The sequence below is a fragment of the Ruegeria sp. L11 genome (assembly GCF_056531755.1).
In genome coordinates this window covers 1-15,036 of sequence record NZ_JBQFMI010000007.1, presented here as the reverse complement: position 1 = coordinate 15,036, position 15,036 = coordinate 1, and the positions used below count along the sequence as shown (strand labels likewise).

The following is a 15,036-nucleotide window of genomic DNA, read 5'->3' as shown; positions in this document are numbered from 1 at the left end:
TTAATCCGGTACTCGTTCTTGCACCAAGCCAGCATCTCCAAAACCGCTCGTCAGGATATACGAACAGCACGTCTGGGTGATCTCGCGGAAGCGGGCTCTTTCCCGACGGTAAAGATATACCTCTCGCTTGTCTGGCAAATCTGAAATCGGGCGAAAGGCGACCGCATCCGGGATGAATTGCGCGACGGTCTGCGGCAGGACCGTGATCCACTCGCCTGCCCTGACCGTTGTGATCAGCGAGTGCGTGTTGTGAATGGTGACCTCGGCCCGGTCCAGAATCTTTTTGAACGAGGAGGATTCAATAATGTCGCACAAGGCGTTTCGCACGAAGGGTGCCGCCATCAGGTCACAGATTTCGGGCGGTTTGGCCCGTGTCATAAGCGGATGATCGGATGCTGCAACCAGTCCAAAACGATCCTGAAAAAGCGGCTCGGCACTGACCCCATTCAGGGGATGATGGCCAGATGCAATGCCGATATCCGCCTTGTCCCCGGCGACGGCGTCCAGAACCTGTTGCGAATCCCCGTCTCGCAACTCGATCTTCAACCCCGGAAAGCGTGATGTCATATGTCCCAGCAAGGCGGGAAAGACCAAGGCCCCCACCGACGGCACGGATACGATACGGATCAACCCATGTTCCGCCTGCGCCGCCATTTCTATGTTCTGAACAGTTTGATCAAAATCGCGCACCTGTTTGAGAGCAAGGTCCAGAACCTGCTGACCCAGCGGCGACAGGTGATTTTTCCGTTCACCTTCAAACAGTTTCTTGCCCAGATGATCTTCAAACTGCTTCAGCATCATTGAGACGGCGGATTGTGTCCGACCCAGACGGCTGGCAGCCTCGGCAAGGTTTCCGGTTTGGGCCACGGTACAAAAACACCGCAGCATCTCGACTTTCATCGCCATACTTCAAACTTTCTGAAGTTTCCTAAAGTTATTTGAGTTTGACTGATGTTAGCCGAAAGTTCCATCCTGACCCAAATCGAAATTTGCGAATTTGGGGCCTGACGTGACCAAACTGAACCTGATTGCCGGCGAATGGCTGGCGGGCGAAAGCGAAATTGAAAACCGCAATCCTTCGGATCTAAGCGATCTGGTTGGCATGTTCACACAGGCCAGCGCCGATCAGCTTGAGGCGACGCTGGATCAGGCGCGCGTCGCGCAGGCCGAATGGGCTGCCTACGGGCTGGAGCGGAAACAGGCCGCCCTGAACGCCATCGGCAACGAGTTGATGGCCCGCGCCGAAGAGCTGGGTACATTGCTGAGCCGCGAAGAAGGCAAGCCGCTGGCCGAAGGCAAGGGTGAGGTTTACCGGGCCGGTCAGTTCTTCACATATTACGCCGCCGAGTGCCTGCGCCAGATCGGTGAGAACGCCGATTCCGTGCGCCCCGATATCGAAGTGGATGTGCGCCGCGAAGCTGTTGGCGTTGTCGCAATCATCAGCCCGTGGAACTTCCCCACTGCAACCGCCTCGTGGAAGATTGCCCCGGCGCTGTGTTATGGCAACGCGGTTGTGTGGAAACCCGCCAACATCACCCCCGCCTCGGCTGTGGCCCTGACTGAAATCATCGAACGGCAGGATATTCCGAAAGGTCTGTTCAGCCTTGTGATGGGCTCGGGCCGTTCGGTCGGGCAACGTCTGGTGGAAAGCCCCAAGGTCAATGCGATTTCCTTCACCGGGTCGGTGCCCGTGGGCAAAGGCATCGCCGCCGCAGCAATCCAGAACCTGACCAAGGTTCAGATGGAAATGGGATCCAAAAACGCGCTGGCGGTGATGGACGACGCCGATCTGGATCTGGCAGTGACGCTGGCACTGGGCGGGGCCTTTGGCGGCACCGGTCAAAAATGCACCGCCTCGTCGCGTCTGGTGGTTCACGCGGGCATCCACGATGCCTTTGTCGAGAAACTGGTTGCCGGTGCGCAGGCAATGAAAGTGGGTCACGCGCTGGAAGCAGGCGTGCAGATGGGCCCCGTCGTCAGCCAGCAGCAGTTGAGTGAAAACCTCGCCTATGTCGACCTGGGCAAATCCGAAGGGGCGGAACTGGCCTGTGGCGGTCAGCGCCTGGAGATGCCTCATGACGGTTTCTACATGTCGCCGGGCGTGTTCCTGAACACCACCAACGACATGCGCATCAACCGTGAAGAAATGTTCGCGCCTCTGACATCCGTCATCAAGGTCGGCAGCTATGACGAGGCGCTGAGCGTTGTGAACGACACCAATTTCGGCCTGACCTCGGGCATCGTGACCAAATCGCTGGCCCGCGCCACCCATTTCCGCCGCAACGCGCGCACCGGCGTTGTGACGGTCAACCTGCCCACCGCTGGCACCGATTACCACGTACCATTCGGTGGCCGGGGCGACAGCTCGTATGGTCCACGCGAACAGGGTAAGGCAGCGGCTGAATTCTATACGACGGTCAAAACCGCCTATATCAGCGCAGGCCCGGTCTGATGCGGATCGACGGCCTGCAATATGCCAACTGGTCGGAAAAGATCTTCCGCCAATTGCGCGAAGGGGGCGTGGACGCGATCCATGTCACCATCTCCTATCATGAGAATTTCCGCGAAACGGTTCTGAATTTCGAGAAATGGAACCGTTGGTTCGAGCAATATCCTGATCTGATCATGAAGGGCCGGTGGGCCAACGACATCGATACCGCGCGCGAAACCGGGCGGACGGCCGTGTTCTTCGGGTTCCAGAACCCCTCGCCCATCGAAGACGATATCGGGCTGGTTGAAATCCTGCACGATTTGGGCGCGCGGTTCATGCAACTGACCTACAACAACCAATCCCTGCTGGCGACCGGTTGTTATGAGGCCGAAGACACCGGCATCACCCGAATGGGCAAGCAGGTGATCAAAGAGATGAACCGCGTCGGCCTTGTGGTGGACATGAGCCATTCGGCTGACCGGTCCACAATCGAGGCGGCTGAGATTTCAGACCGGCCCATCGCAATCACACATGCCAATCCGCACGAATGGTCCCCGGCCCTGCGCAACAAACGAGATGATGTTATCCGCGCCGTGACGGAAAACGGTGGGATGCTGGGTTTTTCGGTCTACCCTCATCACTTGAAGGACAAGTCAGATTGCACGCTGGAAAGCTTTTGCGAGATGATCGCCCGCTCTGCGGACAAATATGGGGCCGATCATCTGGGGATCGGCACTGACCTGTGCCAGGATCAGCCTGACAGCATCGTTGAATGGATGCGTGTGGGGCGGTGGACAAAAGAAATCGACTATGGCGAAGGCTCGGCCTCTGCCCCGGGGTTTCCACCAATGCCGGGCTGGTTTCAGGACAACCGAGACTTTGGAAACATCGAACAAGGGTTACGCGCGACCGGCCTGAACGATGACGAAGTGGCCGGGATCATGGGCAGGAACTGGTATCGGTTCTTTGCCGAGAACTTCGTCCCACAAAGGTAACCAAATGGAACCACACGCGCAGACAGAGATCGCCAGACGTGACCCCGCAACGGTAATGCGGTTGTCACGGCTGGGATCACTGCATCAATGCCGGCTCAGCTTTATGCGGCAACTGACACGCCGCATGGCCGATGAAAACTGGAGCTTTTCGCGCCCTGCATTTGAAATTGACGACAAAGGTGTCGGCCATGCGGTCTATACCGCGCAAGGCCCCGATCGCGCCTACTCGCTGGTCGCCTTTGCCCATGACCTGCCTGCCGATCAACGGTCAGACCGGGTTATCGCCGAAGCGTGGGACGCCACCTTTGCACTGTTCGATGGCATCCCCACGCCAGAAGACATTGATCGCCTGTCGCAGAACGTGCCGCTGCAAGAGGCAGGGCGTGTCAGCGAAACCGAATTGTCACTGTCACGCGCCAACCGGTCCGTGCGACTCTGGACTCATGTGGTGGATCGTCTGGCTGCGGGCCAGCAACCGGACCTGGAACAGATTTATCAGGTCGGCTATCTGATGAGGACCACGGCCGTTTATGGGTCGGGCAAATTCGGCGCTGCGGATCGTGAGAAAACGGCGGACCGGGATGAGGTCAGTGGTCCCTTCCAGATCGAAATGCTGTCAGTCTATCTGACCCGGGTTTTTGTACGCGATCTGGTGCAATATATGGCGCAGGTGAAAGGCGGGGATCAGACCTCCGCGCTTGATCCTGAAATCGCACGCTGGCTGGGCATCGGTAATTCCACAGGACTGGGAATGGCGCCGTTCATCGTGAACCATCCCGTTCTGTTCAACAACTGGATCATGGCGCGGGAAGAGGCCATCTCGCGCGTGCGGTCAATTGAGACAGCAACCGAAAAAGACGCGCGTGTCTTTCGCGACGTTTTCGCGCGCAGCAGACAGTCAATCGCGTGGTGGCAATCTGAACATCCGATACAGGTTGAAAAACTCGCTGCGCTAAAGGACGACCTGAATTCGATCGGCGCATTTCTGGCTACGGACGACCTGACACAAGACCATCCGTGGGATCGCATAATCCGATGGTCGGAAACTGCGCTCAGCGAAGAAGGCCAGGAGTTGCTGGCCTCTCTGATCCTTGAGCCTTACGGAGATGTCGTGGATGGGCTGTCCAACTGCATGGCGGACACCAACACGGCTGCACAGGTTATTGATGGAACAATGCCGGTATCAGGCGTGCGTGCCTTGATCCGGAACAGTTTTGACTGGGCGCTGGATCTTGATTGGAATGATCCAGAAAACTGCGCGCGGGCGTGGTATGTATCCGAAGAAAAGCTGGAGCCCCGACTGGGTGAACGGTTTGAAGAACCAATTGCAGACTATGAACAACCGCTCGCGCCCGCGCGTGATGCGGCGATGGCTTTCAAGGCTCTGCAAGAGTGGCCGGATGATGCGCCGATAGCAGAGTTTCTTTTGCGCCACCCCGAGCATCGCCACACCGTGCGCCGCGCCCAAATCAGCCGTGTCGCGCCATATGGTGAGATCCATGACAACACAATCAGCGCGAACGTGATGCCCATCGATATGTTGCGCGCAAAACTGTCCTTCTTTGGCGCGACGCATTTCGACCCTCGTTCAGATCGCTGGGTCCGCATCTGCATGTATGCCGGCGCCCCCTACCCTGATGAGCTAAATACCGCCAACGCAGATTTGTGGGTTTATCCGGAGGTTGCACAATGACTTTTTCATTGAACGAAGTCGAAGCAACCGCCAAACGCGCAACCCGCGGGGCCGGATATGCCTGGGGCGTGGCGGAAGAGGCTGCGAAGGCCACCCGTTGGCTAAGCGCCCAAGGGTTCGACGGGCCCGCTATTCTGGCCCAACTGCTCAAACGTGAATATGCGCCCTGTCTGGAACGCCACATTCCTGTGCTTCCGAACGGAGTATGGGTTGGCGAACAAGACCTGTGCCCCCTGATGACCGGAGCTGTGATATCGGATTCCCCGACCGTCCTGTCCCAAGGCACCATTGCGATTTCAAATCTCGCAGCACCGCTGCTGTTGCTGCCCTTTGTCGCTGCGGGGGCCAAAAAGCTGGGAAAGACAGTAAAAGTCACCTTCGACGGGTATTTTGCGACAACTGATGGTGTTCATCTAAGCTGTGCAGACAGCAATTTGGACCGCGCTGATCATGTTGAGATAACCGAGGGCGACCACATTCAATACGGTCGCCCCCTGCTAAGCCGTGCCGCCCCAAATGCAGAGGCGTGGCAGATCCTCAACTCCATGGCGCACCGTACATATGCCCCTGCAACTGAAGAATCCCGACTGCTTGGCGCTGGTTCCGGCCTGTCGGACAATGACTGAAGGATCATCAGATGACCGAGACCCAAACCCTGTCGCTTGCCGAAATCGAAAAGCTGTCCTTCACCGCGTTGGTTGCCGCTGGCACAAGTGAAGAAAGCGCGCGCCCTCTGGCCGTGGCCACTGCGGCAACCGAAGCGGATGGGGTGGCCAGTCATGGTCTGGCTTATATCCCGATCTACTGTGAACACGTACAATGCGGGAAGGTTGACGGTCAGGCAGTACCGACGCTGGAAACGCCGCGCCCCGGCCTTATCCGCGTAGACGCTGCGACCGGGTTCGCACATGCAGCCATTGAAATGGGCTTTGATGCATTGATCCCGGCGGCTCGTGAACAGGGCATCGCGGCCCTTGCGATCACCAACAGCTACAATTGCGGTGTGTTGGGTTATCACACGTATCGACTGGCGCAGGCGGGTCTGGTTGGTCTTGGATTCACCAATGCACCAGCATCCATTGCACCTTCGGGTGGATCGAAGCCCGTTGTCGGCACCAACCCGTTCTCTGTTGCGGTACCGGGTCCAGACGGGCAACCCGCGTTGCTGATTGACCAGAGCGCCAGCACCATCGCCAAAAGCGAAGTGATGAAACACGCCAGAGAAGGCAAGGCCATCCCGGTCGGCTGGGCACTGGACCCGGACGGAAACCCGACAACAGACCCGAATGTCGGTCTGAAAGGAAGCATGGCCCCATCCGGCGGGTACAAAGGTGTGGGTATCGCTTTGCTGACTGAAATCATGGCGGCCGCTTTGACAGGATCTACTCTTGGGCTGCATGCCTCTCCGTTCTCGGGAACGGTCGGGGGTCCACCGAAAACCGGGCAGTTCTTCATCGCTATTGACCCTGCGGTTTCGTCAAATGGACTGTTTTCAACCGCAATATCGGATCTGGTCGTGTCGATCAGAGATCAGGACGGCGCGCACCTGCCCGGAGATGGGCGCCGTGCATGTCGCCTTGCCGCAGGTCAAAAAGGTGTCGCCGTCAACACTGCTACATTGGCCAGGATTGACGCGATAATTCAGGAAAACAGTTAAGAGCAGCCACCAGACCGGGCGGATGTGGTGGCCGCTTGCGCCTAGTTCACGAAATGCAGCGTGTCGAATTCACTGCGCCAGGCAGAGACTTCCGAAGCGACAGGCGCGTCGTCCAGTCCTCGCGTGATCAAATCGGCGAGGCGATCAGCATCTCGAGAGGTCATGCCCCAGCGAACCAATTCAGGAGTGCCAATCCGCAACCCATTCAAGTCCCCTTCAACCGGCTTGACAGGCAATCCGATGCCGCATGCAAGAAACCCGCTTTCGCGAAGCTTCTTCGATGCCGCCTGCCCTCCGCCATAGGGCTCTGCCAGAACCGCGAACTGATGCGAATTGGTGAAGCCTTCCGCACCCTCAAAGACGCGAACACCCTGCGCATCCAACGCTGCGGCCAGTGCTTTTGACAGTGCGATCATCTCGTTCGCGTACGCCTGACCAAAGTCTTTCCAATCCAGCATGGTAACCGCAAGAGCGGCCGTTTTGGCGGCATCGAAATTGGCTGTCATCCCGGGAAAAGCAATAGCATCCAATGATTTGGCAATGTCGACATCATTCGACACGATCAATCCACCTGCTGGTCCACCAAGGCTTTTATAGGTGCTCATGGTCATGAAATGCGCGCCCTCGTTCAACGGGTTCGACCAGGCACGCCCCGCGATTATCCCGCACTGATGCGCGGCATCGAACATGACTTTCGCACCAACTTCGTCCGCAATGGCCCGCACCTCGGCAACAGGGTGTTCAAAAAGGTTCAGACTTCCACCGATCGTGATCAGCTTGGGGCGCTCAGCCCGCGCCAGATCGCGCAGCTGGTCCAGATCGACTGTGTAACCATTTGTGTTAACCGGGGCTTCGATCGTGCGCAGGCCGAACAGTCCCGCACAGCCCGCGGTATGATGGGTCACGTGGCCGCCGATCGTTGCGGGCGGAGCAATGATTGTATCCCCCGGCTTACAGGTCGCCATGAAGCCATAAAGATTTGCAATTGCGCCCGACGGCACGCGAACCTCTGCAAATCGGGCATCAAAGACCTCTGCACAAAGCTCGGCCGCGATAACTTCGATTTCTTCGATTGCTTCCAGCCCCATTTCATATTTGTCACCGGGATAGCCCAGCGAAGGCCGCGACCCGATGCCCGACGACAAAAGCGCCTCGGCCTTGGGGTTCATGACATTAGTCGCGGGGTTGAGGTTGAAACATTCTTTCTCGTGAATGCGGCGGTTTTCCTCTGCCAGATGCGCGATCAGGCCCAATAAGTCGCCAGACGAGGCCGATGCTGTCTTTGTTGCGATATTCTGAACCAGCGTTTCGCTTGCGGCGGGCACCCAGTCTCTATGTGCAAGTGTCATCTGACATCCTCCTGTTTCTTCCACTGTGACTGCTGCTGCGTGACTTCGCAAAGCAGATTTGTTATTTCTTGGCGTAGAAAAACTAAGGCTATGGTGATGAGCGTTTCCCCAAAGCGCCCCAAAGGGCCCCCACTGAACGCAATGCGCGCTTTCGAGGCGGCGGCGCGCCACATCAGCTTTGTCGCAGCGGCAGAAGAGTTGAACGTCACACCGGGTGCAATCTCGCAACACGTCAAAACGCTGGAAGGCTGGGCCGGTGCAGCACTTTTCCGGCGCAACGCGCAAGGCGTAGAACTCACGCCCGAGGGGCAGTCGCTTGTCGCTGAATTTACCAGGGGTTTTGACCAATTGGCCGACGCGGCCCGTGCGCTGCGCAACCTTAAACCCAATGCAGATTTTCATATCGCTGCTTTACCGGCCATTGCTCAGCTCTGGCTTCCCAAAAGGCTGCGCCAGATCCGATCTCAATTTCCTGACATCAGTTTTTCAGTCACTGCGCTGGAAGCGCCGCCGAGCCTGGGGCGCGAACTGTTCGACCTGTCAATCTTCTTCGCTCCACCGGACGACACGGCCAATCAGGTGGTCGTTTGCCCGGACGAGATCGTGCCGGTTTGCGCCCCGGCGCTTAAGGACCAAGTTTGCCGCGCAAACGGTTTTCTGGGCGTACCGTTGCTGCACGATCTGGTGTGGAACGAAGATTGGACCAAATGGGCCCAACACTCTGGCTATGACCTGCATAGTGCCAAGGGCGGTGCTCAATTCTCCCTCTACAGTCTGGCCGTAGAGGAGGCGAAGGCGGGCGCAGGAATACTGATGGGACACCTGTGCCTGATCGAAGACGCCTTGGCCACAGGCGAGCTGACAGCTGCGCACACCAAATTGTTCCGCACCGACCGATCTCTGGTTATCCAAATGCCACAACGAACCCGCAGGAGACCGGAAACGGACCAGATTATCGCTTGTTTGTCCCGTTGACCCAAATTTTCCCAGACCCCAGCGCGGGATAGGTGGGAACTGAAAGGGGGGCGAAAGATTGCCCGAAACACCGGGCACTTATTTTCGTCAAACTCGAACGCTTGGTCCCAACTTTGCATGTTCAGTCATGTTTGGACACACACGAAAAACTGTCAGAGCGCTTCCGCAATCGTGGCCACTCGGTTTGGCCAGCGACACGTGGAGGGTCACAGCGCACCGCGCCCGTCGAAGAAAGGCTGCGTCAAACGGGTTTAGTCGGTCTCAGCTTTTGGCTTTGCCTGCGACCTTGGAGGCAGCTTCCATGTTTTCGCCGATGATGTCTGCTTCTGTTTCGCTTACGTATTTTGCACAGCGCGACACCATTTCGAACCATTCACGTGCGTCTTCCACCATTCGTTCCATGGAATGGCGTTGCCATTCGGCGACGGCTTGCATCGTTTTGCTTGGATCTGGGTTGTCGCCAAACTTAGCTTCCCGGGCAGTTTGCAGCGCGGTGCGTGCAGCCTCATGGCGGCGCTTGAACCAGAGGCGGGAGTATTCCTCCGCCTCGCTCAGCAGGTGGTCCTGCGCTTTCCAAAACTGCTCGATCTGCGGCGTCACCGCGGAGTTCATGGACATCATGCCCTGCATGGATTTCAACACGTCGGTAAGGGCTTCCTGTGTCTCGATTTCGGCTGATTTTGTGGGCATTTGAACTCTCCCTGGAAAAGAAGACGGTGATTTATTTTACCACACCCAGAGGTGCACTCACATTAACCGAGATCAAATTCACTGGGTAATTCGCGCCGTCGTTTCACAATACGCCCGTCCACAACATACACGGTCGGTTGATATCAACTCATCTGGGCGACTGACCGTCTGAACATAACCAGACTTGTCATCAACAGGGCCAGACCCAACACAGCCATCCAAACGAATTCCGGCCAGACCGTTTCGATTCCAGCACCTTTGAAAACAATTGCTTGGCTGGCTGACATATAGTGGCGCGATGGCAGAAACAGCGTTCCGGCTTGCAACCAGCCTGGTTGCCCTTCGACGGGTGTTTCCCCTCCGGACAGCATCAGCATTGGCAGGACAATCAGCATGACCAGAAGTGCAAATTGCGCCATTGAGCGCGCAATCGTCGCCAGAAATACCCCAAGCGCCGTGGCTGTAAACAGAAAAAGTGCGGTTCCAAATAGGAACAGTGTCTTTGATCCGGCAATACGAATGTCCAACGAACCCTGCATGACAAAAGTCAGCGATAACCCCGCGGCGATCAGAACAACGGCCGCATTGGCCCAGATTTTGGCCATCGCAATGTCGAGCGGAGTTAGCGGCATGGCGAGCAGATGCTCAATTGTTCCATGCTCTCTCTCCCGGATCATGGCAGCGCCGGTCAGGATGGTCGTGAGCCACATGATCTGACCGATCAGCGCAACGATGCCCGCAAAACGCACCGTATCTCTGTTTGGGTTGAAGGCACTTCTCAGAATGACATTGATTGCGGGAGGATCTACGAGGTCGACACCAACTGCAAAGCGATGGATTTCAGCGCTCAATATATTGGTGATGTAATTGGCGCCGATACCTGCCTGCTCCATAGCCGTGGCGTCTATCAGAACCTGTATCTCTGGTGTGCTTCTGGCACGCAGGTCTTTTTCAAAACCTGGAGGAATGGCAACGATGAAGATAAACCGCCCGGCATCCATGTGCGCTGGGCCGGTCCCCGGTTCAATTTGCACGACCGGTTGAAACTCCGGTGGGAAAAACGCAGTGGCAAGGGTGCGGGATAATGGAGAGTTATCCTCATCTGCAAATGCGATTGAGGCGTTATTCACCGAGCTTGCAACGCCTGTTGCTTCCATGATCGGAGCCAGCGTGAATGACCAGACCAGCAAGGCCATCATCACCCAATCGCGGCGCAGGCTCATCATTTCCTTCAACCCCAGCCAGAATATGCAAAAAAGGCGCTGCATTCACTTCTCCTGCGCGCGCAGGCAAAGGGCAGCGGCGAGTGTCAGCACTGGACCGAAACAGGCAAGCGCAAGAATGTCCGGGGCAAGTGATTCCCACCCCAAGCCCTTGGTGAACGCGCCGACGTTCAGGTGCAGAAAATAGGAAGATGGCCAGAGCGAGCCGATGAACTGAGCCCCCCCTTCCAAAGTGGAAACGGGCTGCAACAGGCCCGAGAACTGGATGGTCGGCACAACCGAGGCGATGGCTGTCGCAAATGTCGCTGCCACCTGGCTGGATGTCATTGTGGCAATCAGCAATCCATAGGACGTCGTTGCCCAGATATACAAAAACGCACCAACCGCTAGCGGAATGGGATCGCCTTTGAGCGGCACACCGAAGACGAGAATGGTCATCGCTGCCAGCAACAGAAAGTTTGCAAAAGCAATTGCAATATAGGGAATTTGCTTACCAATCAGGAATTCGAGCCGGGTTGTCGGTGTTACGTAGAAATTCACCACAGATCCCAGCTCACGCTCACGCGCGACACTGACCGCCGTCAAGACGGCCGGCAACATGATAAGCAAAATCGCCGGCATGGCCGGGGCCATTGCTGCAATGCTTTCAAAACTCTGATTGTAGCGAAATCGCGGTTCTATCCGGGCAATCTCGAAGTCCCGTTGCCCCGTCTTTCGGGCGTGTTCGTCCAGAAAGGACTGATGCAGTCCCGCGACATATCCTTCAACGGTCTCGCCTTTGAACGGAATGGCACCATCGACTGTCGCGAGGACCTGTGTTGGCTCGCCTGTGCGCAGCTTACGACCGAAGTTCGGTGGCAACTCTAAGACCAGTGAAACGTCTCCTGCCTGGAGCCGGTTGTGGCCTTCCATAGCGCTTTCCAATGGCGGCGTGGGTTTGAAATAGGACGACCCCGCGAACTCAGTTGCATAGGCACGGCTCTCAGGACCCTGAGAAAGGTCTAGAACGGCAAAGTCCAGTTCATCAATGTCAAGCGTGATGCCAAAGCAGAAAACCAACATCAAAATGGCTGACCCAAGAAACGCAAAGGCAAGGCGCACAGGATCGCGCGCCACCTCGACGGCCTCGCGTCGCGTATAGGCCAGTGCGCGCCCGACACTGCCACCGACGTGTTTGGAATTGGTGGCCAAATCAACTCTCGGTGCTTCAACCGGCGCCGGTCTTTCTGCCGCCTCCAGAATTGAGATGAACGCAGCCTCAAGGCTGTCGGCGCTTTCAGCGGCGATCAATTCGGCTGGTGTGCCTTCTGCCAAGACCTGGCCTGCGTGCATAAACGAAACACGGTCACATCGTTCTGCTTCTGCCATGAAATGGGTGGAGACAAAGATCGTTACCGCGTCTTGTCGGGACAACTCGACGAGCAAGGCCCAAAACGTATCTCGCGCCTCTGGGTCCACTCCGGATGTCGGCTCATCCAATATCAGCACACGCGGGCGATGGATGATCGCAACCGCCAGCGACAGGCGCTGTTTGATCCCAAGGGGCAGGGCGGCCGCAAGGGTATCACGATGCGTGCCGAGTCCGAATCGTTCCGTCAGTTCCGAAATGCGCGCGTCGCGGTCAGGGATTGCGAAAATCCGGGCGTGCAACTGAAGGTTCTGATACACTGACAATTCACCGTACAATGAAAACGCCTGACTCATGTACCCAATCTCGCGGCGCACCTTTCGATCCCTGGCGTCAACGGGTTTGCCGAATAACAATGCCTCGCCTGAGCTTGCAGGCAGCAAACCGGTCAGCATTTTCATCGTCGTGGATTTTCCGCATCCGTTTGATCCCAGAAACCCGAAAATCTCTCCGCGATTGATCGAGAAATCAACGTTATTCACGGCGATGAAATCGCCAAAGCGCCGTGTCAGCCCGCGTGCAGTAATCACGGGATCCGATTTGATCTGTCGAACGATTGATTGACCCGGCGCTGAACCAGATGCCTCGTCTGCCCGCAAGCGTCGGTACGCAGTTTCGAAGTCCTTATCGGCACGCTTCAATTCGGCGGGTTTACCCTGAAAGATGACGCGACCTGCGTCCATCGCGACGATCCAGTCAAAGCCTTCGGCCTCCTCCATATAGGCTGTAGACACAAGGACAGAGAGCTTGGGGTTTTCCGTTCGGATAGCGTCGATCAATGCCCAAAACTGTCGACGCGACAACGGATCAACCCCGGTTGTTGGCTCATCCAGAACCAGGAGTTTGGGGTCATGAATCAACGCACAGCACAGGCCAAGCTTCTGTTTCATTCCACCAGAAAGCCTGCCCATCAGGCGATCCTCAAATGGTGCAAGCGCGGTCGCTGTCAGCAATGCGGTGATCCGGGCGTCACGCTCGTCGTGTCCCTGTCCGAAAAGGCCCGAGAAGAACTCCAAATTTTCGCGTACCGACAGTTCTGAATAGAGATTCCGACCCAAACCTTGCGGCATGAATGCGATCGCAGGGCATATTCGTCTACGATGAGTGGGCTCATCAATCGCTCCGCCCAGAACGTCGATTGATCCGGATTGAAGCTTTTTTGCACCGGTGATCAACCCAAGCAATGTGGACTTGCCCACCCCGTCTGGGCCAATGAAGCCGACAAGCTGTCCGGTTGGAAGGTCCAAGGTTACAGAGTTCAACGCGATGTGTTTTCGATACCTGTGTGTAACACCGGCAATTCGAAACTCTGACGAGGCGACTGTGGCATTCATTCGAACAGCTCTTGCGGGATGGGCTGTTCAAGCGCCTCGGGCCATGCGCTGGTGGGATCGATCCGTATCACGGCAATGCCGCGCAGGCCCGTTTTTACGTGTTCAATCCGGCTTTCAACCAGGTCCTGGGGGATACGAACGCGGACACGAAAGACCAGTTGCTCGCGTTCATCCAGAGTCTCGACTTGTTTGGGCGTGAATTGCGCCTCGGGAGAAACAAAGCTGACATATGCAGGTGTGGCGTATTCGGGTAAAGCATCAAGCACGATGCGAGCTTCGGCTCCAATCGGCAACAGCCCGGCTTCCCGCGCAGGAAGGAAAACTTCCATATACACGTTCTCGAGACTGAGAAGGGTCAGGATCGGTTCACCCGCTCCGACGACCTCGCCCGGCTCGGCCAATCGATAAAGAACGCGACCCGGCATTGGTGCCAGCAAGGAACTGTCTTCGATTTGCGCCTCAATCCTGCGCACCTCGGCTTCTGCAGCGGCAATCCGGCTTTCTGCGGTTGCAACTCGGGCTTTGGCGGCACCCAACACAGCAGACGCAACTTGGTGGATGGTTTCACGTTCCTCAAAAACTGTCTTAGAGATATTGTTCCCGGTCAGTAGCGCTGTAGCACGTTCAAGTTCCTGCGCCGCCCGACGTTGCTCACTTTGGCGTTGCAGAACCAAGGCTTCAGCTTCTGCTTTTGTCTGGCGCGCCAAGGCGACCTCGGCTTTTGCCCGGTCCAGCGCTGCAGACAATTCGTCTATATCCATCCTGGCAAGTACATCACCGGCGGCGACCATGCCGCCTTCAGGTGCCAGAACTTTGGCAACACGCCCGGCGATCGTTGGCGCAATTTCAACCTGCTCTGCCTCAATCCTTCCATTACCCTGTACGAAGCCACTCGGCAATTGATCGCCGTCTTGGGAGATGACGGAGTAAACAACCGCGCCAGCAACCACGATGACTACCAGAGCAAAAAAGATGGGCGAACTCTTCTTCATAGCTTTTGCCAGATCGTTGAATGCGACGGTCAGTCTAGTGCCTGGCAGGATTGGGGACTTTGCGATGGATCAAGCGTTTCCAAAGCATGCTTGGGGGAACAACATATCCTGTCTGTCGGAATGGACGTGTCCTGTTTTCGTGCCGCCCCAGGTGCTCGTTCAGCCTCTGTTGCGCATTCATCACAGGGTGAATTGCGTCCCTGTTGCTTCCAGAGTGCTTTGAGTTGTGCAGTGGCCCTGAACGCAGAAAGCGCCCCTTGGGGCGCTAAGTGTTTGATATCTGACTTGA

12 protein-coding genes are annotated in these 15,036 nt (G+C 56.8%); 6 read left to right on the top strand and 6 right to left on the bottom strand.

The features are described from left to right. Positions 1-906, bottom strand: a complete 906-nt coding sequence (locus ACR0CE_RS12950; RefSeq protein ID WP_480832805.1) for a LysR family transcriptional regulator — start codon at positions 904-906, stop codon at positions 1-3. A 103-nt stretch (positions 907-1,009) separates the two neighbouring features. Here ACR0CE_RS12950 and ACR0CE_RS12945 point away from each other — a divergent pair, with 103 nt between their 5' ends. From ACR0CE_RS12945 to ACR0CE_RS12925, 5 genes are read left to right on the top strand one after another with little or no spacing between them, the layout of a single operon-like run. After that, positions 1,010-2,452: an aldehyde dehydrogenase family protein gene (locus ACR0CE_RS12945; RefSeq protein ID WP_480832803.1), complete on the top strand. Its 1,443-nt coding sequence runs from the start codon at positions 1,010-1,012 to the stop codon at positions 2,450-2,452. Beyond that, positions 2,452-3,426 (top strand): membrane dipeptidase, encoded by a 975-nt coding sequence (locus tag ACR0CE_RS12940; RefSeq protein ID WP_209507263.1) that lies wholly within the window; start codon positions 2,452-2,454, stop codon positions 3,424-3,426. Before ACR0CE_RS12945 ends, ACR0CE_RS12940 begins: the two co-directional genes overlap by 1 nt. A 4-nt stretch (positions 3,427-3,430) precedes the next feature. Then, positions 3,431-5,119: a hypothetical protein gene (locus tag ACR0CE_RS12935; protein ID WP_480832801.1), complete on the top strand. Its 1,689-nt coding sequence runs from the start codon at positions 3,431-3,433 to the stop codon at positions 5,117-5,119. Beyond that, complete coding sequence (locus ACR0CE_RS12930) at positions 5,116-5,745, top strand: DUF3726 domain-containing protein (protein ID WP_480832799.1); 630 nt, start codon at positions 5,116-5,118, stop codon at positions 5,743-5,745. Before ACR0CE_RS12935 ends, ACR0CE_RS12930 begins: the two co-directional genes overlap by 4 nt. An 11-nt stretch (positions 5,746-5,756) precedes the next feature. Further along, positions 5,757-6,776, top strand: coding sequence for an Ldh family oxidoreductase (locus tag ACR0CE_RS12925; protein ID WP_480483863.1), 1,020 nt, complete (start codon positions 5,757-5,759; stop codon positions 6,774-6,776). Between the two features lie 41 nt (positions 6,777-6,817). Here ACR0CE_RS12925 and ACR0CE_RS12920 read toward each other — a convergent pair whose 3' ends face one another. Then, positions 6,818-8,125 carry an aminotransferase class I/II-fold pyridoxal phosphate-dependent enzyme gene (locus ACR0CE_RS12920; protein ID WP_480773939.1) on the bottom strand — a complete coding sequence of 436 codons (1,308 nt, stop codon included), beginning with the start codon at positions 8,123-8,125 and terminating at the stop codon, positions 6,818-6,820. Positions 8,126-8,221: 96 nt separating this feature from the next. Here ACR0CE_RS12920 and ACR0CE_RS12915 point away from each other — a divergent pair, with 96 nt between their 5' ends. Beyond that, a complete protein-coding gene (locus ACR0CE_RS12915) occupies positions 8,222-9,100 on the top strand; it encodes a LysR family transcriptional regulator (RefSeq protein ID WP_480832797.1) in 879 nt (292 codons plus the stop codon). A gap of 261 nt (positions 9,101-9,361) precedes the next feature. On the opposite strand, the gene ACR0CE_RS12910 is transcribed toward ACR0CE_RS12915, so the two are convergent. From ACR0CE_RS12910 to ACR0CE_RS12895, 4 genes are all read right to left on the bottom strand, one after another. Next, on the bottom strand, positions 9,362-9,790 hold the full coding sequence (locus tag ACR0CE_RS12910; RefSeq protein ID WP_480832795.1) for a phasin family protein: 429 nt from the start codon (positions 9,788-9,790) through the stop codon (positions 9,362-9,364). 143 nt (positions 9,791-9,933) lie between these two features. Beyond that, positions 9,934-11,058, bottom strand: a complete 1,125-nt coding sequence (locus ACR0CE_RS12905; RefSeq protein ID WP_480559506.1) for an ABC transporter permease — start codon at positions 11,056-11,058, stop codon at positions 9,934-9,936. Next, a complete protein-coding gene (gene rbbA, locus ACR0CE_RS12900; protein WP_480832793.1) occupies positions 11,059-13,755 on the bottom strand; it encodes a ribosome-associated ATPase/putative transporter RbbA in 2,697 nt (898 codons plus the stop codon). Beyond that, positions 13,752-14,747, bottom strand: coding sequence for an HlyD family secretion protein (locus tag ACR0CE_RS12895; RefSeq protein ID WP_480483857.1), 996 nt, complete (start codon positions 14,745-14,747; stop codon positions 13,752-13,754). The genes rbbA and ACR0CE_RS12895 overlap by 4 nt, the downstream gene beginning before the upstream one ends. Positions 14,748-15,036 lie beyond the last annotated feature (289 nt).

Excerpts from the sequence above, each read along its gene's own strand:
- ACR0CE_RS12950 (WP_480832805.1), bottom strand. The coding sequence starts at position 906 with ATGGCGATGAAAGTCGAGATGCTGCGGTGTTTTTGTACCGTGGCCCAA.
- ACR0CE_RS12940 (WP_209507263.1), top strand. The coding sequence starts at position 2,452 with ATGCGGATCGACGGCCTGCAATATGCCAACTGGTCGGAAAAGATCTTC.
- ACR0CE_RS12935 (WP_480832801.1), top strand. The coding sequence starts at position 3,431 with ATGGAACCACACGCGCAGACAGAGATCGCCAGACGTGACCCCGCAACG.
- ACR0CE_RS12930 (WP_480832799.1), top strand. The coding sequence starts at position 5,116 with ATGACTTTTTCATTGAACGAAGTCGAAGCAACCGCCAAACGCGCAACC.
- ACR0CE_RS12925 (WP_480483863.1), top strand. The coding sequence starts at position 5,757 with ATGACCGAGACCCAAACCCTGTCGCTTGCCGAAATCGAAAAGCTGTCC.
- ACR0CE_RS12920 (WP_480773939.1), bottom strand. The coding sequence starts at position 8,125 with ATGACACTTGCACATAGAGACTGGGTGCCCGCCGCAAGCGAAACGCTG.
- ACR0CE_RS12915 (WP_480832797.1), top strand. The coding sequence starts at position 8,222 with ATGAGCGTTTCCCCAAAGCGCCCCAAAGGGCCCCCACTGAACGCAATG.
- ACR0CE_RS12910 (WP_480832795.1), bottom strand. The coding sequence starts at position 9,790 with ATGCCCACAAAATCAGCCGAAATCGAGACACAGGAAGCCCTTACCGAC.
- ACR0CE_RS12905 (WP_480559506.1), bottom strand. The coding sequence starts at position 11,058 with ATGCAGCGCCTTTTTTGCATATTCTGGCTGGGGTTGAAGGAAATGATG.
- rbbA (WP_480832793.1), bottom strand. The coding sequence starts at position 13,755 with ATGAATGCCACAGTCGCCTCGTCAGAGTTTCGAATTGCCGGTGTTACA.
- ACR0CE_RS12895 (WP_480483857.1), bottom strand. The coding sequence starts at position 14,747 with ATGAAGAAGAGTTCGCCCATCTTTTTTGCTCTGGTAGTCATCGTGGTT.